Source organism: Planktomarina temperata RCA23 (assembly GCF_000738435.1).
In the GTDB taxonomy this organism is placed as follows: Bacteria; Pseudomonadota; Alphaproteobacteria; order Rhodobacterales; family Rhodobacteraceae; genus Planktomarina; species Planktomarina temperata.
On record NZ_CP003984.1, the window covers coordinates 24,884 to 44,817 of the forward strand.

A 19,934-nucleotide genomic window follows, 5' to 3' on the forward strand; every position below is an offset into this window, starting at 1 on the left:
GAATTGCAAGTGAGAACAAAATGTGAACATATGGGAGTCTGTTGCTGAGTCTGATCTTATGCCCTGTTCTGATGTCCTTCCTTTTCCACATCGCCGTCTGGCTTGGGCGGAGCTGCAAGCCTGTTCGAATTTCACCTTTTTGACCGGAGGCTCGCACCCGGAGGAATATATGGATCGTGCGGCGCTCTTGGGGTTGTCGGCGGTGGCTATCGCAGATGTAAATTCTGTGGCGGGCATCGTGCGGGCACATACTCGAGCGCGGGAGATTGCTCGGCAGGTGGCTGAGCGGCAAGAGTTTGACCGCACCATTGGGTTGATTGGCCCGCCTGCGCCGCCAGGCTTCCGGCGCAGCGCTTCGGCGCATATTTACAACATACCACGTTTGCTGCCGGCGGCTAAGATTGTTCTACGGGAGGGTCTGTCCGCAACGCTTTTGCCCAAAACGCGGGTCGGCTGGGGCCAGCTGTGTCGTTTGATTTCCCGTGGGCGTTTGCGGGCGGACAAAGGCGGTTGCGACTTAGAATTTGATGACCTGTTGGAATTTGGCAGTGATCAGCTGATTTTGCTGCACGCGCCACCTGCCTTAGAGGTGCAGCCCGGCGCGCCCTCATGGGTGTCACATCTTCGGAGGTTGACGCGCCGCTTTGCTGCAGATGTGATGCTGCTCTTATACCCTTGTTATGATGGGCAAGATGAGGTGAATTTTGCCCGCATCGCCGCACTAGCGCAGCGATACTCCTTACCACTGGTGGCCTCTGCCGCCCCCATCATGCATCATGGCGCGCGACGCCGCTTGACCGATACGCTCACCGCCATTCGTCTTGGGGTGCGGGTGGATGCTTTGGGTCGGTCGGCGCAGGTCAATGCAGAGCAACGGCTGCGCTCTCCTGAGGAGGCCGCCATCCTGTTTCAAGCCTATCCAGAGGCATTGCACAAAACGGCAGAGGTTCTAGAGCAGCTTACATTTTCTTTGGATGCGTTGCGGTATGAGTATCCTTCGGAATTAAACGCAGGAGAAAACCCCAGTGATCGGTTGCGCCGTTTGGCCTATGAGGGGCTCGCATGGCGCTACCCAAGTGGTGCCACTGCGCGGGTAAAAAAGATCATCGAACATGAGTTGCAGCTGATCGCCAAGCTCAATTATGAACCTTATTTCTTGACTGTACATGACATAGTCGCCTTTGCCCGCAGCCGGGGTATTTTGTGCCAAGGGCGTGGATCGGCGGCCAACTCGGTCGTGTGCTATTGCTTAGGTGTCACCTCGGTCAGCCCGGAGATTGGGACGATGGTGTTTGAGCGTTTTGTCTCAGAGGCGCGCAATGAGCCACCCGATATCGACGTGGATTTTGAGCATGAGCGCCGCGAAGAGGTGATCCAACATATTTATGAGCGCTATGGTCGTCACCGCGCAGGCCTTTGTGCCACGGTGGTGCATTACCGGGGCAAGCGGGCGATCCGTGAGGTGGGGCGCGCTATGGGCCTATCGGAAGATACCATCGGCGCCTTATCTTCGCAGCTTTGGGGGTTTTTCTCTACCAAAGGCTTGGAGGCGGAGCGTATGGCTGAGATCGGTCTGGATGCCAGCGATCCGCGTTTGCGCCAAACGATGGCTTTGATCTATGAGGTGATTGGCTTCCCACGGCATTTGTCTCAACATGTCGGGGGCTTTGTCATCACAGATGGCCGGCTGGATGAGTTGGTGCCGATTGAGAACGCCAGTATGGAAGGGCGTACGGTCATTTGCTGGGACAAGGATGATATCGACAGTCTGGGCATCTTAAAGGTGGATGTTCTTGCCTTGGGCATGTTGACTTGCATTCGTAAGGCCTTTGATTTGATTTCGGCGCATTACGGTGTGGAATACACATTGGCCACCCTGCCTCCTGAGGATCCAGCGGTCTATGATATGCTATGCCGAGCGGACAGCCTGGGCGTATTTCAAGTGGAAAGCCGGGCGCAGATGAATTTCTTACCGCGCATGCGCCCGCGCTGTTTTTATGATCTGGTTATAGAGGTGGCGATCATTCGTCCGGGCCCGATTCAAGGGGACATGGTGCATCCCTATATTCGGCGCCGCAATGGTGAGGAACCGGTGAGCTTTCCCTCTGATGCCTTGGGCGCGGTTTTGGGCAAAACTCTCGGCGTGCCTTTATTTCAAGAACAGGCCATGCAAATTGCAATCGTGGGAGCGGGCTTCACGCCAGAGCAAGCCGATCGGCTGCGGCGATCTTTGGCGACGTTTAAAAAGCATGGCAATGTCAGTGAATTTAAAACACTCTTCATGAACGGCATGCAGCGCAATGGCTATGACGAGGATTTTGCCGCACGCTGTTTTTCGCAAATTGAAGGCTTTGGCGCCTATGGGTTTCCTGAAAGCCATGCCGCCAGTTTTGCGCTTTTGGTCTATGCGTCCAGTTGGCTTAAATATCATCATCCAGGCATTTTTGCCTGTGCTTTGTTGAATGCGCAGCCCATGGGGTTTTATGCGCCGGCACAGATTGTCCGTGATGCCCGCGCCCATGGGGTGCAGCTGCGCCCCATTTGCGTCAACGCCAGCTATTGGGACAATGTGATGGAGCCCGATGGCACTGGCGGCTTGGCCCTGCGGCTTGGGTTTCGGCAAATTCAAGCGATGCGTGAGGAAGATGTTGCATGGCTGACGGCCGCGCGCGGCAATGGATATCAGGACGTAGAAGCGGTTTGGCGTAAAGCCGGTGTGAGTCCTAAAATGATCCAAGCCTTGGCGGAAGCGGACGCGTTTCACAGCCTTGGGTTGTCGCGCCGCGAGGCGCTTTGGGCCGCCAAGGCCCTCACCGCAGAGCGCCCTTTACCGCTCTTTGCGCAAGACCTTGAAGGGGAAAGCATTGCAGAGGATCCAGCCTATCTGCCGCAGATGACAGAGGGGGAGGAGGTGGTGGAAGATTATGTTTCTACGCGCCTGACCCTGCGCGCGCATCCCGTGGCCTTAATCCGCCACCGCCTGACGCCTGGCATGGGACAAAGTCCGGCGGCACCAACCGTCTTGGGCGCGTCGGAAGATCAAAAGCCAGATCTGATTGTGAAGCACAGGCCCGCCCATTCAGACTCTCATCTCCGGTTAGTCAGATAGGTATCTGAAATAGAAAATATGTGTTGCGGGTGTGGGTCGATGGATTTACCTTCCCTGTGACAGGGTCATTTTTGGCCTTAAGGCATTTGATAATTTATTTTAACGAACGATATATTTGGAGTGCCTTATATGAGCACTAAACATTGGTTCTTATTACAATATAAACCAAATTCTCATCGCCTAGCTTTGCGCAATCTACATCGTCAGGGGTTTGAAACCTTTCTGCCGATGCAAGATGTCACCCAACGGCATTCAACAAAATTTGTTCAGCAGAGGCGCCCTCTTTTTCCCGGCTATATGTTTGTGTCTTTTGCCTTGGACACCGCGCCATGGCGTAAGATTAATTCAACTGTCGGTGTAGCGCGGTTGGTTAGCTTCGATGGCCAGCCTAAGGCCCTGCCGCCAGATCTTATCGCTGGCCTCATGGCGCGCTGTGACACTCAGGGCAGAGTCTTGCCGCCAGATCAATTTGCGCCGGGCGATGAGCTCCAAGTTATGAGTGTACCCTTCGCAGAATATGTTGCGACCATTGAAACGATTGATGCCGAACAGCGCATTTGGCTGCTGATGGAGTTTATGGGGCAAAAAACGCGGATGGCTGTCTGGCCCGAGCAGGTGCAGTTAACAAAATAAGATTGCCTTGCTAGGCTGATTGCAGGCGCTTGAGCAGCGATAGGCCAGCAAACCCGTCCACTGGCAGATGTTGTGAGGCTTGATAGGCCTCAATGGCGATTTCCGTATTTGGTCCGGTGAAACCATCTGCGCCGATGGTATCAAATCCCAATGTCGTCAAGCGGGATTGGATGAATTTCATCTCGGCTTGCGTGAGGCCGCGGGCATCGCCGCCGGGCGGAAACTGCAACGCCGGCGCGCCCTGAAGGCGGTCTGACAAATGCCCGAGAGCAATCGCGTAGCTTTGTGCATTGTTATAGCCCAGAAAGGCATTGAAATTCTCTGAAACCACAAAAGCAAGACTGTTAACCCCGCCGGGCAAAATCAGCTTGGAGTCATAGGTGCGCTGGTCTTCGTTCATAAAGCGCACACCTAGGCGCGCCCAGGCGTCTCGTGAGCGTGGCGGCAGATGGCGCAGCATGTGCAAATCCGCCGGCTCTGGCAGCTGGACAACCGTACCCCAAGGCACATCTGCCTTCCAGCCGTGGCAGACGAGGAAATGCGCCGTTGAGACCAGCGCATCTGCAGGATCTTCTGCCCAAATATCTGGCCGGCCATTTCTGGCAGAAACGGCGAAATCAATGTAAGATTTGGGCATGAATTGCGTGTGGCCCATGGCTCCGGCCCAGCTGCCCAGCATTTGATCGGGTGATTTTATGCCCCGGGTGACAATTTCGAAGGCGGCCAAAAGCTGTGCTTCGAACATGGCGGCTCGGCGGCCTTGTGCCGCCAAAGTTGCCAAGGCTGAAATGACGGGCACATCTCCGCGAATGCTGCCGTAATTGCTTTCTAATCCCCAAATTGCGGCAACCACATGGCGATCCACCTGATAGTCCGCCTCAATTTGGTCAAAAACCTCTACATGTTTTTGCAAGGCTGCTTGGCCCTGTGCAATGCGCGCCGGGCTGACGGTTAATTCGATATAGCTTTGCAGGGTTTTGCGGGCTTCGGGTTGGCGCATATCAGCCTGTGCGCTATTCTGCGCAGTGGTCAAATAGGGCGAAACCTCAGTCAATATTGCAGGTGAAACACCATAAGCTGCGGCGCGACTCAAAAAGTCAGATTTCCAGCTTTCAAACGTCATTGCCGTTTTCTGGTAACCTTTCTGGATTTGCCCTTCTTGGGCCCCCGCCGGTTGCTTGCTGACGCAATTTTGCGTTGTCGCGGCCGTGTTTGCAACTTTGAATCTTCAAGCTCTAACAAGTCGAGCAAGATACCCCCTGTGGTTGGGGTGGTTTCTGCCAATCGCACAACCACACGTTGACCAAGGCTGATGACCGTGCCGCTGTCCGTACCGCGTAGGGTTTGGCTGTCAGCATCATGTTCGAAATACTCCCGTCCTAAGGAGCGAATAGGCACCAACCCATCTGCAGCTGTTTCATCCAGTTTCACAAATATGCCAAACCGCGCAACGCCTGAAATGCGCCCGCTGAATTCATTTCCCACGCGTTCTGACATGAAACTGGCAAGATAACGGTCGGTTGTGTCGCGCTCTGCCAGCATCGAGCGTCGCTCTGTCTCGCTGATATGTTTGGCGGTTTCGTCTAGCATTTCGATATCCTGCGGTGACAGGCCATCGGTTGCCCACCCATGGGCTGAAACCAAGGCACGGTGCAGCAAAAGATCCGCATAGCGCCGTATGGGCGATGTAAAATGTGCATAATTCTGAAGTGCCAATCCGAAGTGCGACATGTTTTGAGAACTATAGTAGGCTTGAGTCATGGAACGTAATGTTGAAAGATTGATTAATTCTGATTCATCTTTTCCGGCGGCAACCTTTAATAATTGATTAAGATGCCGCGTTTGCAATACCTGACCTTTTGCCAGGACCAGCCCCACAGATTTTGCCGTTTCGCGCAGAGAGTCTAGCTTTTCGGGGCTTGGTTCTTCGTGAACACGGAACAATAGCGGCTGTTGCTTGGCGATCAAAGTTTCTGCTGCCGCCACATTCGCCAGCACCATACATTCTTCGATCAAGCGATGGGCGTCCAAGCGTTCTGAAAAATTGACCGAAGCGACCTTGCCGCTGTCTGATAGAATTATTTTGCGTTCAGGCAGGTCCAGTTCCAACGGCTGCCGGGCTTCGCGTGCCTGTTTCAGGGCAGCGTAGGCACCAAATAGGGGCGAGAGCACAGTGTCAACCAAAGGTGCGGCGCGTTCGGAGGGATCCCCATCCACGGCCGCTTGGGCCTCCTCATAGGACAGCGAGGCCGGCGAGCGCATCAGCCCCCGCACAAACCGATGCGACAGTTTTTCGCCTGTTGATGAGAGTTTCATTTCGACCGCGATGCAGGGTCTTGTGACCCCTTCATGCAGCGAGCAAAGATCGCCTGATAGGCGGTCAGGCAACATGGGGACAACGCGGTCTGGGAAGTAGGTGGAATTTCCGCGCTTGCGTGCTTCTGCATCCAAAGCCGATCCGGCTGTCACATAATGGGCGACATCGGCGATGGCGACCCAAAGCAAAAAGCCTCCGGGGTTCTTGGGATCTTCATCCAGAAGAGCGCAGCAGGCATCATCATGGTCTCGTGCATCGGCTGGGTCGATGGTGATCAAAGGTAGGTCTGTCAGATCAACGCGGCCTTTTGATGTTGCCGGTTTGGCTGCATCCGCTTGCGCCATCACCGCATCGGGAAAGGCGTCGGGAATTCCATGTTGATGAATGGCAATTAGCGATACGGCTTTGGGTGCAGAAGGATCTCCTAGCCGCTCCACCACACGCGCGCGGGGCAGGCCAAGGCGGCCTTTCGGACCGGATTGTTCGGCTTCGACCAATTCTCCGTCTTTGGCTTCACCCGCTGCATCCGCAGCAACAAGCCACTCTTTGCCTTCGCCCTTATCAATCGCGACAATGCGTCCGCCTTCCGCGGTGAGGCGGAAAATACCTAAGAGGCGTTTTGGATTGGTCCCAATCGCGCGAATCAATTGGCCAGTATATTGATGGCTATCTTCATCGGGTACGGGGGTGAGTCGCGCCAAAAGCCGGTCACCCTGTCCCAAAGCTGGATCACCTTGACGGCTGCGCATGAGTATTTTGGGCAAATGGCCCGTGCCTTCCCATTCCAGTGGCACGGCGAACATATCGCCTTGCGAGTCCGGGCCCAGCATTTGCAGAACGGAAACGGGGGGTAAGCTATTGGGATCATTGAACCGCCGCCGCCTTTGCATGAGGTGGCCCTCGGCCTCAAGCTCTTTCAGCATCTGTTTGAGATCGATGCGTGCAGCACCTTTTATGCCAAAGGCTTTGGCAATATCTCGTTTCGAGGATTTTTCGGGGTGCGCGCGGATCCATTCGAGAATGTCCGCCTGTGAAGGAATTTGAGCCATGATAGCCCGATACCACGCGGCTGCGACATTCTAAACCCTTGGGTTGTGTGCGGGAATATTTCAAAAGAAGGCAGATGAAACGGAGATAAGAAATGAAACACTTGGTAGCTGCCTTTATTTTGATCTGTGGGTCAGTTTCCGCACAGAGTTACCAATTGGGTGATTTGACCATAACAGATGCCTTTTCATATCCGACCACCGGACGCAGCGGCGCCGGATATTTCACCTTGAGCAATGAAGGTGCAGCGGATGCGCTTTTGGGCGTTGAAGCAGATTACCCAAAGGTTATGCTCCACAAGTCCATGATGAAAGATGGCGTCATGACAATGGAACACCAGATGCGCGTGGTGGTTCCGACGCAGGGCCAAATAGAATTCGCTCCTGGCGGTTATCATGTCATGTTCATGGGGCTCAAAGAGGGGTGGGGCGTCGGCGACGATATCAAGGCCACTTTGATTTTTGAGACGTCTGGCAGCCTAGATGTGACTTTCAAAGTGATCGAGCGTCCGTAAGACCGCTGCTACTTGCCGATTTTGCCCTGATTGGCGCCAACCTGGCCTTGGTGCAACAAGAGGTGATCCAAGAGCACGCAGGCCATCATTGCCTCACCAACAGGCACCGCTCTAATCCCCACACAGGGATCATGACGGCCCTTGGTGATGATTTCTGTGTTTTCACCAGATTTTGTGATGGTTTTTCGAGTTGTAAGGATAGACGACGTGGGTTTCACCGCGAATCGCACCACCACATCTTGACCCGTGCTAATGCCGCCCAAGATACCGCCCGCATGGTTCGAGCTGTAAATTGGCCCGTCCGGCCCCATTGAAATTTCATCGGCATTGGCTTCACCGGTCAGTTCCGCTGCGGCCATTCCATCGCCAATTTCTACAGCTTTGACAGCGTTGATGCTCATCATGGCTGCGGCCAAATCTGTGTCGAGCTTAGCATAAATTGGCGCGCCGAGCCCCGCTGGCACTCCTGAGGCGATCACCTCGATAACTGCGCCGACAGAACTGCCGGATTTGCGCAACGCGTCTAGATAGGTCGCCCAATCTTGAGCGGCCTGCGGATCCGGAGTCCAGAAGGGATTTTGGTCAATCTGCGACAAGTCAAACTGGTCACGGTTGATTTTATGGGGGCCCATCTGACACATGAAGCCGGTAATTTTAAGCGATGGCGCGAGCAATTTAAGTGCTTCCCGCGCCAATCCGCCTGCGGCCACACGTGCTGCGGTTTCACGTGCGGAACTACGTCCACCGCCGCGGTAATCGCGAATACCGTATTTCTGCCAATAGGTGATATCGGCATGACCCGGGCGAAATTTATCCATGATATCGCTGTAGTCTTTGGAGCGCTGATCGGTGTTTTCGATCATCAATTGCACGGGCGTGCCAGTCGTTTTGCCTTCAAATACGCCGGAAAGAATTTTCACCTGATCGGCTTCTCGCCGCTGCGTGGTGTATTTGTTCTGTCCCGGCTTGCGCTTGTCGAGCCACTGCTGGATCATAGCTTCGTTAATCGTGACGCCCGGAGGGCAGCCATCCACCGTCGCACCAAGGGCAGGGCCATGGCTTTCACCCCAAGTCGTGACACGAAATAAATGTCCAAAACTGTTTAAGCTCATGGTGCATCTCCTTTGTCCTTGCAATATCGCTGCGTGCACCCTGGAGCAAGGCCTATAGCGCGGGCTCACCCATACAACCGGCACGTTTAAGTTGCGGTATTTTGAACAACTTTGACGTGATTTCGGAGACGATGGATGTCGGATATTACCAAAATGGTTCGACAAATGCCAAATATTTACTTTTAGTTGAGCAAATACTGTAAATAATATAGAATAATCAGTTAATTAATGCGTTTATGAGTTTCATGGTTCTGGAATGAAGCGATTTTTTTTCCCGCTGAACGAGAAAAACTCTTGCGTAGCGGGAGATATATGTCGAAAATTTGCAACACTATGAGTGATCTTTGGTGGAATAGCATTCCGTAGGAGATTAAAATGCGGTTAAAATTTTCTACAAAGCGTCAGGTTTGGTGATCTCAAATGTAACGAGTGCACACTTAGGGCAGATAAAACTTAGTTAAAGTTATCGAGTGCATTTTTGTGATTTTAAGAAATTTTATAACGGTTGGTGGTTTGGTTGGTTCCAAATGAGACGACCGTAACATTAGATGAGAGAGAATTATAATGAATAAATTTTTGAGTTTGAGCTTACTGGGGGCAACTCTGGCAATTGTAACAGCCTGTTCACCTATCGCTTATGAAACGGAGCCGGTCACGTTGGAAACGGACGAAGGTGACGTCATTTGCCAATTGTATGACAAAAAAGCTGTTATTCTCGATCGCGCAATTCATATGCCGCATGTTATGCATGTTGCAGAGGCCGATGCGCTTTGCCGCGCTGAGGGTGAACGGCAAGCCAAGAAATAGACTAAAAATCCTCCAACTGACGTCAATGCTCCTCGACAACTGTGTGATTGTTGGGGGGCTTTTGCACTGGAAGGGATTGTAAAATCCTTTCGTCAAGACTATCCAGTACCTACCTCGGGGCGCCCTTATGGGCTGAGATGCGAAAGCGAACCCGTAGAACCTGAACCGGCTAGTACCGGCGGAGGGAAGGTTTGGACGTCTCCAATCCCTGACCCCGTTCGGCGATATGGAGATAAAGATGAAATTGACTTCCCTTTTCGCAGGACTGTTTTTCACAAGCGCGGCCGTTGCCGAAACGCCTGTGTTGACGGTCTATACCTATGACAGTTTTATATCAGATTGGGGTCCCGGCCCGGCGGTTGAATCTGCTTTCGAGGCCAGATGTGGCTGTGATTTGCAGATGATTGGCGCGGGCGATGGGGCGGCATTGTTATCGCGCCTCAGGCTCGAAGGCACCCGCACAGAGGCCGATGTCGTGTTGGGTTTGGATACCAATCTCACGGCTGCAGCAGCGGAAACCGGACTGTTTTCCCCGATGTCACTGTCTGCAGACTATGCGGTGCCGGGGGGGTGGAGCGACACGCATTTTGTGCCATTCGACTGGGGCTACTTTGCTTTTGTTCACAATACCGATCTGACAGCTCCGACAAGTTTTCGCAGCTTGGCCGCGAGCGATTTGAAAATCGTGATCCAAGACCCTCGGTCGTCCACACCCGGTTTGGGGCTCCTGCTGTGGGTCAAGGCGGCTTATGGCGATGCGGCAGGGGATATCTGGGCTGATCTTTCAGATAATATTGTGACAGTGACAGCGGGTTGGTCCGAAGCCTATGGCATGTTCTTGGAGGGGGAGGCGGATTTGGTGCTCTCCTATACCACATCGCCAGCCTATCATGTGATTGCCGAGGCGGATGCCTCCAAAACCTTCGCTTTGTTTGACGAGGGCCACTACATGCAAATTGAAGTGGCCGGGAAATTGGCAACGACAGATCAAAATGCTCTGGCAGATCTATTCTTGCAATTCATGGTTTCTGATGAATTTCAAAGCATCATCCCCACCACCAATTGGATGTTTCCCGCAGTCACGCCCAAAACGGGGTTGCCCGATGGCTTTCCGCAGGCATTGAGAGCTGAGCAATCTTTGATTTTCTCACCAGAGGAGGCCGCAGCACAGCGCAGCGCGGCCTTGGAGGAATGGCAGAGCGCTCTGGCACGATAATGTTACGCATTGTTTTTGGTGGGGCGGTCTTGATTGCCCTGCTTCTCTTTTCTCTTGGTACAGCCTTGGTTGTTGGCCTGCAGGGGCGCGGGCTTGCTGCGCTGAACAGTGCCGATTGGTCAGCCGTAAAATTCACCCTATGGCAAGCGAGCCTCTCGGCAGTTCTGAGCACCGCAATGGCGATTCCTGTGGCGCGGGCCTTGGCACGGCAAAGCTTCCCTGGACGCCAAGCTTTGATCACCCTTCTGGGCGCGCCATTTATTCTGCCAGTGATTGTCGGTGTCCTGGGCCTTTTGGCAGTCTTTGGCCGAGCAGGATGGATCAGCGCTGCATTGGACTGGGCCGGGTTTGCCAAACTATCCATCTATGGCGCGCCGGGTGTTATTCTGGCCCATGTGTTTTTCAATTTACCTTTGGTGACGCGGCTCTTGCTGCAAGCTTGGACGGCGATCCCGGCAGAGCGATTTCGAGTGGCCGAAAGCCTTGGTGCCACGCCATGGGCCTACTTTCGACTGATCGAAGGGCCGATGCTGCGCGCTACGGTTCCAGGGGCTTTCCTGCTTGTCTTCTTACTATGCCTCACCAGCTTTGTTGTAGCATTGGCGGTCGGGGGCGGGCCAAAGGGCACAACGATCGAGCTCGCCATTTATCAGGCGTTTCGCTTGGATTTTGATTTAGGAAAGGCGGCCAGTCTTGCTCTTGTCCAATTTACAATTTGCGGCGCCGTGTCACTTCTGGCGTTTCTCGTACCGTTGCCGCAAACCGACGGCCTTGGGCTTGATCGGGCTGTGCAGCGCTTGGATGGGCCGCAGCATCGGATATGGGATGGATTATGGATTTCTGTCGCCAGCGCTTTTTTGGTGCTGCCGCTTGGTGCTGTTCTCATGCGTGGGTTGCGGCATATGCTCGAGGTGCCACCGCAAATTTTCGTGGCCAGCTTAACGTCATTGACCATCGCTATTATATCAACTGCCCTCTGCCTGGCGATGGCTTTGACGCTCGCACTGGCCTTTTCCCGCCGCGGATCACTGGCCCGCAGCTTGGCGGAGGCCACGGGCATTTTAGGGCTGGCCAGCAGTCCGCTGGTGGTGGGAACTGGTCTTTTTGTGTTGATTTTCCCTTATGCGCAACCCATGGCTTTTGCCTTGCCGATCACCGCTTTGGTCAATGCAATGATGGCTTTGCCCTTTGCTCTGCGTGTCTTGATGCCAGCGGTTCGAGAGACTTATGGCGACTATCTTCATTTGCGCATGAGTCTTGGAATGGGGCGCTGGATTTGGATGACACGGATCTTAGCGCCGCGCCTGCGTCGCCCAATAGGGTTTTCCGCCGGCCTTGCGGCGGCGCTCTCGATGGGGGATCTTGGCGTGATCGCGCTTTTTGCGGATCCTGATCTGCAAACCCTGCCGCTGATGCTGTATCGCTTAATGGGCGCATACCGTATGGACCAGGCCGCCGCCACAGCGGTGGTGCTCGTGGTGCAGAGCTTGTTTTTGTTTTGGATGTTTGATCGTGGAGGGCGCGGACATGCTACACTTAGATAGGCTGTGTTATCAGCTCAATGAGTTCTCTCTCACGGCGGATCTGCAAATTGCAGCCGGGGATCGTGTGGCGGTGATTGGTCCCTCCGGTGGGGGTAAGTCGACTTTGCTCAATGGGATCGCTGGGTTTCTTGTTCCCAGGGCCGGGCAGATGTTTTGGGGCGGGCAGCCCATGCCAGACCACCCCGGCGAAAGGCCGCTCAGTATTCTGTTTCAAGATCATAATCTTTTTCCTCATCTCACCGTGCTGGACAATGTGGCGATCGGCCTGCGACCTGACATGCGTTTGTCTGCAGCTCAGAAGGCACAGGCTGTAGCGGCGCTGGATCAGGTGGGACTGGGGGACAAGGCAATGGCCTATCCGCGTGACCTCTCAGGCGGGCAGCAGGGTCGGGCGGGATTGGCGCGGGTATTGTTGCGCCAACGTCCGCTTTTGCTGCTTGATGAACCCTTTGCGGCTCTGGGCCCAGCGCTGAAGGATGAAATGCTTGAAATAACGCGGCAGATTGTTCAGCAGGCTGGTATTACCGCATTGATGGTCACCCATGACCCACAAGATGCATTGAGCTTTGCGGAGTATGCCATTCTAGTCGCCGAAGGTCAGGCCCAGGCACCTGCGCCAATTGGACCCCTATTTGACCATCCCCCCCCGGCGTTGCAGTCATATTTGGGGCGGCGGGCCCCTTGAGCCCATAAAAAAACTCGCCCCCGAGGAGGCGCGTTTTTCTGTGTCAAAAGACTTAGTCTTTTCTATATTTTATAGGACGCCAGAGCGCCTTATTGGCCAGATAGAGCAGCAGGGTCAAAAAGCCCAAGATCAAAACCCCAACCATTCCGGCACGTTTCCGGTCGTTGAGTTTTGGTTCTGCAGTCCACATCAAGAAGGCCGAAATATCTTCGGAGAGATGCTGAAGATCGTTCTTATGGCCATCTTCAAACTCAACAAGCTCGTCTTCTAACGGTGGCGCCATGGAAATCCAGCCGCCAGGGTAGGCGGTGTTTTCATACAGCGTTACGCCAGCGGAGGTTTTTTCATTGCCTGTGTAGCCGGTGAGCAAAGACAGAATATACTCGGCGCCACCCATGCCTTTAACCAGCTGGTTGATGCCTGTGCCAGCCGGTCCATGAAAACCTGCGCGGGCTTTGGCCATCAAAGACAGATCAGGCGCGTTGGCATTGCCACCCTTGGGGAAGTGATCGGCTGGAACCGCGGTACGGTAATCGCCTTCACCCTCATTGAGATCTTGATCCCAAACTTCGATGAAGTCAGAGGCGTAGGCGCGTACTTCTTCCTTGCTGAGATGCGGCCCGCCCTCATCGCTCAGGGAGCGAATGGGAACGAACTTCATGCCGTGGCAAGAGGAACAAACTTCCGTGTAGATTTTCAATCCGCGCCGCAATTGTTCTTGATCATAGGAGCCAAACGGACCTTCAAAAGAGAAAGCGTGGTCATGAACATGGCCTTCACTGCCAGCAGCCTGCACCCCGCCAGTGGCGAGAAGCAAAGCCAGTGTGAGACCTGTTGTGAGTTTCTTGAACATATTTCGTTCCCTTCTCACTCTGCCGGGTGAGCAGCATCCGCTGCACCCGCTGCGCCGTGTTTGGCATTAAAGTCATCTTCGATGGTTGCAGGTGGTGTTGAGGGTTTCTCAAGCACGCCCAGCAAGGGCAAGATAACCAGGAAGTAGGCAAACCAATAGGTCGCACCAATCAAAGAGAAAGAGGCATAGGGTTCTTCCGCAGGACGCGCACCGAGCCACATCAAGAAGATGAAGTCTGCAACCAAGATGCCAAACCACCATTTGAACATGGGGCGATACCGACCAGAGCGCACGCTTGAAGTGTCGAGCCATGGCGCAAGGGCCATAACTGCAATCGCACCGAACATGGCCAAAACGCCAAAGAATTTTGCGTCAATAATGCCGCCGGTGACAAAGCTTGCGATCTGAACAACCCATACTTCGGATGTGAAAGCGCGCAAAATGGCGTAGAATGGGAGGTAATACCATTCAGGCACAATATGCGCCGGTGTCACCAATGCGTTGGCTTCGATATAGTTGTCAGGATGGCCAAGATAGTTTGGCATGAAACCGACGATCGCCATGAACACGGTCATGATAAGACCCAGGGCAAAGAGATCCTTCACCACGAAATAGGGCCAGAATGGTACCGTGTCTTTTGCCGCTTCTGCCTTCGAACCCCGGCGCACTTCAACCCCGGTTGGGTTGTTGTTGCCTGTGGTATGAAAGGCCCAGATATGCACGATCACGAGACCGGCAATCAAAAACGGCAGGAGATAATGCAGGCTGAAGAAGCGGTTCAAAGCCGGTTGACCTACGGCGCCGGCGCCCAAGAGCCAGGTTTGCAGCGCCTCACCAATGAAGGGGATCGCACCAAACAAGCCGGTGATCACAGCTGTACCGTGGAAGGACATTTGCCCCCAAGGCAAAACATATCCCAAAAAGCCTGTCGCCATCATCAACAGATAGATCAACATACCAATGATCCATGTGATTTCACGCGGGGCTTTATAGCTGCCGTAGTAAAGGCCACGGAACATATGGGCATAAACTGCAATGAAGAACAAAGACGCGCCATTCATGTGGAAATAGCGAATCATATGGCCGCCATTCACGTCGCGCATGATGTGCTCAATCGAGGCAAAGGCCAGATCGACATGCGGGGTGTAATGCATCACCAGAACAACGCCTGTGACAATTTGCATGGCCAGACAGAAAGTTAAAACAATGCCCCAAATCCACATCCAGTTCAGGTTCTTTGGAGTGGGGATCATCAATGTGTCATATAGCAGACCAATGATTGGCAGACGCGAATTGATCGCTTTTGTCGCCTTGGACTTTGGTTCGTAATGATCGTGTGGAATACCGCCCATTATGCGTTCTCCTTGCCGATAACCAGTTCAGTTTCGCCGTCGAAACGGGCCACTGGCACCAAGAGGTTTTCTGGGGCTGGACCTTTGCGGATTCGGCCAGCTGTATCGTAATGTGATCCATGACAGGGGCAGAACCAACCGCCAAACTCACCAGCGCCATCGCCCAAGGGCACGCAGCCCAAGTGGGTGCAAACGCCCAGCATGACCAACCATTCGCCATTTTCGTCAAGGGCGCGGTTTTCATCGGTCGCAGGAAGATCTGGTTTGTTGTCATTGCGGTCATTGCCGTCAATCAAATCGCCCATATCCACGGCCCGTGCCGCTTCAATTTCGCTCTCTGTGCGACGCCGAATAAAGACGGGCTTGCCCTGCCACAGAACGGTGATTTGTGTACCCGGTTCAACATCGGCCACATCCACGCGGATTGCGGCCAAGGCCAAAACATCCGCTGAGGGGTTCATTTGGTTGACCAAAGGCCAAACCGCTGCGCCCGCTGCTACTGCGCCTGCACCTGCCGTCGCGTAGTAGAGAAAATCTCTACGGGTGCCTTCGTGTTCATCTGTATGCGCCACGAGGTTCCTCCAAATTAATTGCCAGTCAGGACTGGCCCAAAGACTCGGACCCCACAAAAGTAGGGTCACTCGATCCGGTTCCTAGCTCAGGGACAGCGCCGCGTCCAGCGGACATTCGGGCGCAGTCTGCAAGGTGCAAATTTGCCGCATTTTTGTAACAATTGCACCGGGCTGCCCCGGTTGTGGCCCGGCTCACCCGTCGAAATGTGTGTCCTGAAAGCTGGAGCGTTTTGAGAAATCTGCAAACCAAGCCGCCAGCGCGTCATGTCCTTGCCGCCAATTGCGCGCATCATGGCGCAGATCCAGATAGCCCAAAGCACAAGCAACACTGATATGCGCCATGGTGAGTGGGCCGTTCAGCAGATCCATCCATTGGCCTTGCAAAGCATCGCAGCCGCCCATGACTTTCGCCCATTGGGCCTCAGTCCATTCGGTGCTGACCTTCTCCTCTGGCCGCAAACGCAGCTCATAGGAGATGCTCACGGCACTATCCATCATGGAATCGCCCGTGGCCTCAACCGTGAGCACGTCCCAAAGCCCGGCCTCCGGATACAGCCCGGCAGAGGCTTTTGCGTCCAAATAACGCGTGATCACGCGGCTATCATAGAGCGCAGGTCCATCGGCGCGACTCAAAGAGGGGATACGCCCGGTCGGATTGGCGGCCTTGGCCTGTTCATTGACCTGAAAGGGGGAGGTCGCGATGCTCACCTCTTCTACATCTTTCAGCTGGTTGGTCTCGCGCAACACAACCCGAACTTTGCGGGCAAAGGGGGAGGCTTCTGCCATAATCAATTTCATTTCATTCACCTTTCAAAGAGGGGGATTATCTGCTGGGTGGCTGCGCGCCGGCTTAACTGCGGCTCAAAAGATCTGCCGGCCGTACCGCCTGACCCGTGCGCGCCGATTCCAAGGCGGCCTCGGCTAGGGCAAGAGACATAAGCCCGTCATAGCCACTGGTGCGAGGGGTCTGCCCTGAATTTAAACAGGCCACGAAATGTTCAATTTCTGCCGCATAGGCCGCGATATAGCGGGTCATGAAGAAATCGAGTAGCGGCGGGCGGGTATAGCCGGCGCCATTGGCTAGGGTGACGCGCGATTGGTGATGATTGTCGGCAGCCACAGAGCCGCCCGAGCCATGCACCTCGATGCGCTGATCATAGCCAAAGGTGGCGCGGCGCGAATTGCTGATGGTGCATTGTTTGCCGCTGGCTGTGCGCAAAATGGCATTTGCGCTGTCAAAATCGCCGCGATTGCCAATCTCAGGATCGGTGAGCACGGAGCCGGCCGCCTGCACCGTTTCGACCTCCTCGCCCAGCATCCAGCGCGCCACGTCAAAATCATGGATCATCATATCTCGAAAGATGCCGCCGGAGCGCTCAATGTAATCATAAGGAGGCGCGCCTGGATCGCGGCTGATCAAAGTGACCATTTCGACCTCGCCAATATGGCCTGCATCGATCTCTGCGCGCAGAGCTTGAAAGTCTGGATCAAAGCGTCTTTGAAAGCCAACCATCAACGTGGCTTTCATCTCATCCACGACTTTAAGGCAGGCCTTCACGCGCGACAGATCCAGATCAACCGGTTTTTCACAGAAAATAGCTTTGCCTGCGCGGGCAAAATCCTCGATCAAATCTGCATGGGTGTCGGTCGGGGTGCAGATGATCACAGCGTCAATATCTGCCGAGTCCCTGATTTGCGCAATCGTGCGAATCTCGCAGCCATAGGTGTCACGCAACGCCTCTGCCGCTGTGGGCATGGGATCGGCAACTGCGACCAACTGAGCGCTGGGCACCGATGATACGGCTCGGGCATGCACCTGACCAATGCGCCCTGCGCCTAAAAGACCGATTTTTGTCATCAACTTTTCCTTTAAGTCCACCGCAGGAATAGGCCTGCAAGATATCTCGCGAATTGATACGCGGTTATGGCGGTCATTCAAGCCCAGACTGGCGCATTATAACCAAAGCAGCATTTAATCCGCCGATGCGGCATTCGGAAATCGCTCCGACTTGTAGGGCCGGCGATTGCTGGTTAGCAAGGGAGCAGAAGAGGACATATAATGAAAAGATCTTTGGTCGACCTTGGTCAACAGCTGCTGGATGCCGCGAAACGCGCTGGGGCGGATGCCTGCGATGCCATGGCGGTTGACGGGGTGTCGCATTCTATTGAAGTGCGCGGCGGACAGCTTGAGCAAGCCGAGCGTGCGGAGGGGATTGATATCGGGTTGCGGGTCATGCTGGGCGCGCGCCAGGCCTGTGTTTCGGCCTCGGATATCAGTGCGGAAGCCATAGAGCTTATGGCCCAGCGCGCCGTCGAAATGGCGCGCCATGCGCCTGATGATGCTTATCTGCGTCAGGCCAGTGCGGAGCAACTGGCCGGTGATTGGGACGTGCAAGCGCTTGAGCTGTCCGATCCGGCTGAGGAGCCATCGGCGGCTCAATTACAGGCGACAGCGCTGGAGGCGGAAGCCGCGGCTCTCGAGGTTGCAGGGGTTATGCAATGCCAATCGGCAGGGGCGGCTTTTGGCGCACGGCGCATTCACCTTTGCATGTCGAATGGATTTAGCGGCGGTTACGCGCGAACAGATCATGGCTTCTCTTGTGTCGCCATTTCAGGCACCGGCTCACAGATGGAACGCGATTATGATGGCGACTCTCGGATTTTTCGCGCAGATCTGCGTGCGGCCTCTGAGGTTGGCCGCCGTGCAGGGGAGAGGGCCGTGGCGCGCCAGGGCGCGCGCAAACCCCCAACGGGCGTTTTTCCGGTTCTTTATGACGAGCGTATTTCCAGCGGCTTGATTGGACATCTACTGGCCGCGAGCAATGGTTCGGCCGTGGCGCGCGGCGCCAGCTGGCTGCAAGATGCGATGCACAGTTCTGTTTTGCCGCAGGGGATCTCATTGCTGGAAAACCCACATCGCAAACGCACCAGTGGCTCACGCCCCTTTGATGGGGAAGGCTTGCCAGTGGCAGAGCGGGCGATTGTGGCGGATGGGGTCTTGCAAGAATGGACGCTTGATTTGTCCACGGCCGCGCAATTGGGGCTGAAGAGCACAGGCTCTGCCATGCGCGGTCCGTCCGGGCCGCCGTCACCGGGGGTGGGTAATGTAATGCTGACGCCAGGCCAGCAAAGTCGTGAAGATTTGATACGCGACATGGGCACGGGCCTATTGCTGACTTCTTTGATTGGCGCGTCGATTAATGCCACGACTGGAGATTACTCGCGTGGCGCTTCGGGCTTCTGGGTGGAAAATGGTGAGATTGCCTACCCGGTCAATGAATGCACCATCGCAGGAAACTTGCGGGAGATGCTGCTGAGCATTGTTCCGGCCAATGACGGGCGGGGGTATCTATCGCGGGTTGTGCCGTCCTTATTGGTTCCATCGATGGCAATTGCTGGTGAATGATCTTGAACTCATAACCCAAGCTGCCCGCGCTGCCGGGGATATTGCCATGGGATTTTTTCAAAAAGATCCTGAGATATGGGATAAATCGGACAATGCCGGCCCGGTGACCGAGGCCGATCTCGCGGTTGACAAAATGCTGTCTGCGGAGTTGCGCGCGGCGCGCCCCGGATATGGCTGGCTGTCTGAAGAGACGGAAGATGGTGCAGAAAGATTACATAAAGACCAGGTATTTATCGTCGATCCGATAGATGGAACGCGGGCTTTTATTGCCGGAACAGAACATTGGTCGCATTCCATAGCTATCGCCAAAGCGGGGCAAATTCAAGCGGCTGCGGTCTATCTGCCGGTGTTGGACATGATGTTTTGTGCATGTTTGGGCGGAGGAGCCTTTCTTAACGGCGCGCCGATTTCTGTCTCGCCGCGCGCCGCGACCCGGGGGGCGGATATACTCTCTGCCAAATCTAATTTTGACCCTGCGTTTTGGCCCGGTGGTTTTCCTGATTTAAAACGCAGTTTCCGCTCTTCCTTGGCCTATCGTTTGTGCTTGGTGGCCAATGGCGCTTTCGATGGCATGCTGACTTTAAGACCGACATGGGAGTGGGACGTGGCGGCTGGAAGTTTGATTGTGAATGAGGCGGGTGGGCTGTCCACAGATCAAACTGGAGCTGCGCCCCTTTTTAACAGCGGGGCGGCGCAGCTGAACGGAATGGTGGCGAGCAATCGCGATATTCACTCCGGCCTTTTGGCGGGTCTGACCTAGGGGCGAA

The 19,934-nt window shown here is 54.7% G+C and carries 17 protein-coding genes and 1 riboswitch; of the genes, 9 read left to right on the top strand and 8 right to left on the bottom strand.

The features are described from left to right. Window positions 1-58 precede the first annotated feature (58 nt). Window positions 59-3,109, top strand: a complete 3,051-nt coding sequence (locus RCA23_RS00120; RefSeq protein ID WP_052376949.1) for an error-prone DNA polymerase — start codon at window positions 59-61, stop codon at window positions 3,107-3,109. Window positions 3,110-3,238: 129 nt separating this feature from the next. Then, window positions 3,239-3,742 (top strand): transcription termination/antitermination protein NusG, encoded by a 504-nt coding sequence (gene nusG / locus RCA23_RS00125; RefSeq protein WP_044048405.1) that lies wholly within the window; start codon window positions 3,239-3,241, stop codon window positions 3,740-3,742. Window positions 3,743-3,752: 10 nt separating this feature from the next. Here nusG and RCA23_RS00130 read toward each other — a convergent pair whose 3' ends face one another. Then, a complete protein-coding gene (locus RCA23_RS00130; RefSeq protein WP_052376950.1) occupies window positions 3,753-4,865 on the bottom strand; it encodes a lytic murein transglycosylase in 1,113 nt (370 codons plus the stop codon). Then, window positions 4,862-7,108: a ribonuclease R gene (gene rnr, locus RCA23_RS00135; protein ID WP_044048406.1), complete on the bottom strand. Its 2,247-nt coding sequence runs from the start codon at window positions 7,106-7,108 to the stop codon at window positions 4,862-4,864. The genes RCA23_RS00130 and rnr overlap by 4 nt, the downstream gene beginning before the upstream one ends. Window positions 7,109-7,200: 92 nt before the next feature. On the opposite strand from rnr, the gene RCA23_RS00140 reads away from it, so the two are divergent. Beyond that, the gene (locus RCA23_RS00140) at window positions 7,201-7,620 is read left to right on the top strand and encodes a copper chaperone PCu(A)C (RefSeq protein ID WP_044048408.1); all 420 of its coding nucleotides are present in this window, start codon (window positions 7,201-7,203) and stop codon (window positions 7,618-7,620) included. Between the two features lie 8 nt (window positions 7,621-7,628). Here the strand turns inward: RCA23_RS00140 and aroC are convergent, their stop codons facing one another. Then, the gene (aroC, locus tag RCA23_RS00145) at window positions 7,629-8,732 is read right to left on the bottom strand and encodes a chorismate synthase (protein WP_044048411.1); all 1,104 of its coding nucleotides are present in this window, start codon (window positions 8,730-8,732) and stop codon (window positions 7,629-7,631) included. Between the two features lie 564 nt (window positions 8,733-9,296). Here aroC and RCA23_RS00150 point away from each other — a divergent pair. The 4 genes from RCA23_RS00150 to RCA23_RS00165 all read left to right on the top strand — a co-directional run bounded on the left by RCA23_RS00150 (window position 9,297) and on the right by RCA23_RS00165 (window position 12,984). Next, entirely contained in the window at window positions 9,297-9,539 is a 243-nt protein-coding gene (locus RCA23_RS00150) for a hypothetical protein (RefSeq protein WP_044048414.1), read from the top strand. Window positions 9,540-9,644: 105 nt separating this feature from the next. Further along, window positions 9,645-9,743: riboswitch (TPP riboswitch) on the top strand. A gap of 34 nt (window positions 9,744-9,777) precedes the next feature. Then, complete coding sequence (thiB, locus tag RCA23_RS00155; protein WP_044048417.1) at window positions 9,778-10,755, top strand: thiamine ABC transporter substrate binding subunit; 978 nt, start codon at window positions 9,778-9,780, stop codon at window positions 10,753-10,755. Continuing rightward, the gene (locus RCA23_RS00160; protein ID WP_236631375.1) at window positions 10,755-12,299 is read left to right on the top strand and encodes a thiamine/thiamine pyrophosphate ABC transporter permease ThiP; all 1,545 of its coding nucleotides are present in this window, start codon (window positions 10,755-10,757) and stop codon (window positions 12,297-12,299) included. Before thiB ends, RCA23_RS00160 begins: the two co-directional genes overlap by 1 nt. Next, window positions 12,283-12,984, top strand: a complete 702-nt coding sequence (locus RCA23_RS00165; RefSeq protein WP_044048421.1) for an ATP-binding cassette domain-containing protein — start codon at window positions 12,283-12,285, stop codon at window positions 12,982-12,984. The genes RCA23_RS00160 and RCA23_RS00165 overlap by 17 nt, the downstream gene beginning before the upstream one ends. A gap of 52 nt (window positions 12,985-13,036) precedes the next feature. Here the strand turns inward: RCA23_RS00165 and RCA23_RS00170 are convergent, their stop codons facing one another. From RCA23_RS00170 to iolG, 5 genes are all read right to left on the bottom strand, one after another. Next, entirely contained in the window at window positions 13,037-13,837 is an 801-nt protein-coding gene (locus RCA23_RS00170) for a cytochrome c1 (RefSeq protein ID WP_044048422.1), read from the bottom strand. Between the two features lie 14 nt (window positions 13,838-13,851). After that, window positions 13,852-15,189 (bottom strand): cytochrome b, encoded by a 1,338-nt coding sequence (locus RCA23_RS00175; protein ID WP_044048423.1) that lies wholly within the window; start codon window positions 15,187-15,189, stop codon window positions 13,852-13,854. Next, the gene (petA, locus tag RCA23_RS00180) at window positions 15,189-15,761 is read right to left on the bottom strand and encodes a ubiquinol-cytochrome c reductase iron-sulfur subunit (protein WP_044048425.1); all 573 of its coding nucleotides are present in this window, start codon (window positions 15,759-15,761) and stop codon (window positions 15,189-15,191) included. Before petA ends, RCA23_RS00175 begins: the two co-directional genes overlap by 1 nt. A 192-nt stretch (window positions 15,762-15,953) precedes the next feature. Next, complete coding sequence (locus RCA23_RS00185) at window positions 15,954-16,559, bottom strand: glutathione S-transferase N-terminal domain-containing protein (protein WP_044048427.1); 606 nt, start codon at window positions 16,557-16,559, stop codon at window positions 15,954-15,956. A gap of 52 nt (window positions 16,560-16,611) precedes the next feature. Next, window positions 16,612-17,619, bottom strand: coding sequence for an inositol 2-dehydrogenase (gene iolG, locus RCA23_RS00190; protein ID WP_044048429.1), 1,008 nt, complete (start codon window positions 17,617-17,619; stop codon window positions 16,612-16,614). A gap of 201 nt (window positions 17,620-17,820) precedes the next feature. Between iolG and RCA23_RS00195 the strand changes: the two genes are divergently transcribed. Both RCA23_RS00195 and RCA23_RS00200 read left to right on the top strand, forming a co-directional pair. Beyond that, window positions 17,821-19,167, top strand: a complete 1,347-nt coding sequence (locus RCA23_RS00195; protein ID WP_044048432.1) for a TldD/PmbA family protein — start codon at window positions 17,821-17,823, stop codon at window positions 19,165-19,167. Next, window positions 19,160-19,927 (top strand): inositol monophosphatase family protein, encoded by a 768-nt coding sequence (locus tag RCA23_RS00200; protein WP_347721366.1) that lies wholly within the window; start codon window positions 19,160-19,162, stop codon window positions 19,925-19,927. Before RCA23_RS00195 ends, RCA23_RS00200 begins: the two co-directional genes overlap by 8 nt. The last annotated feature ends 7 nt before the right edge of the window (window positions 19,928-19,934 follow it).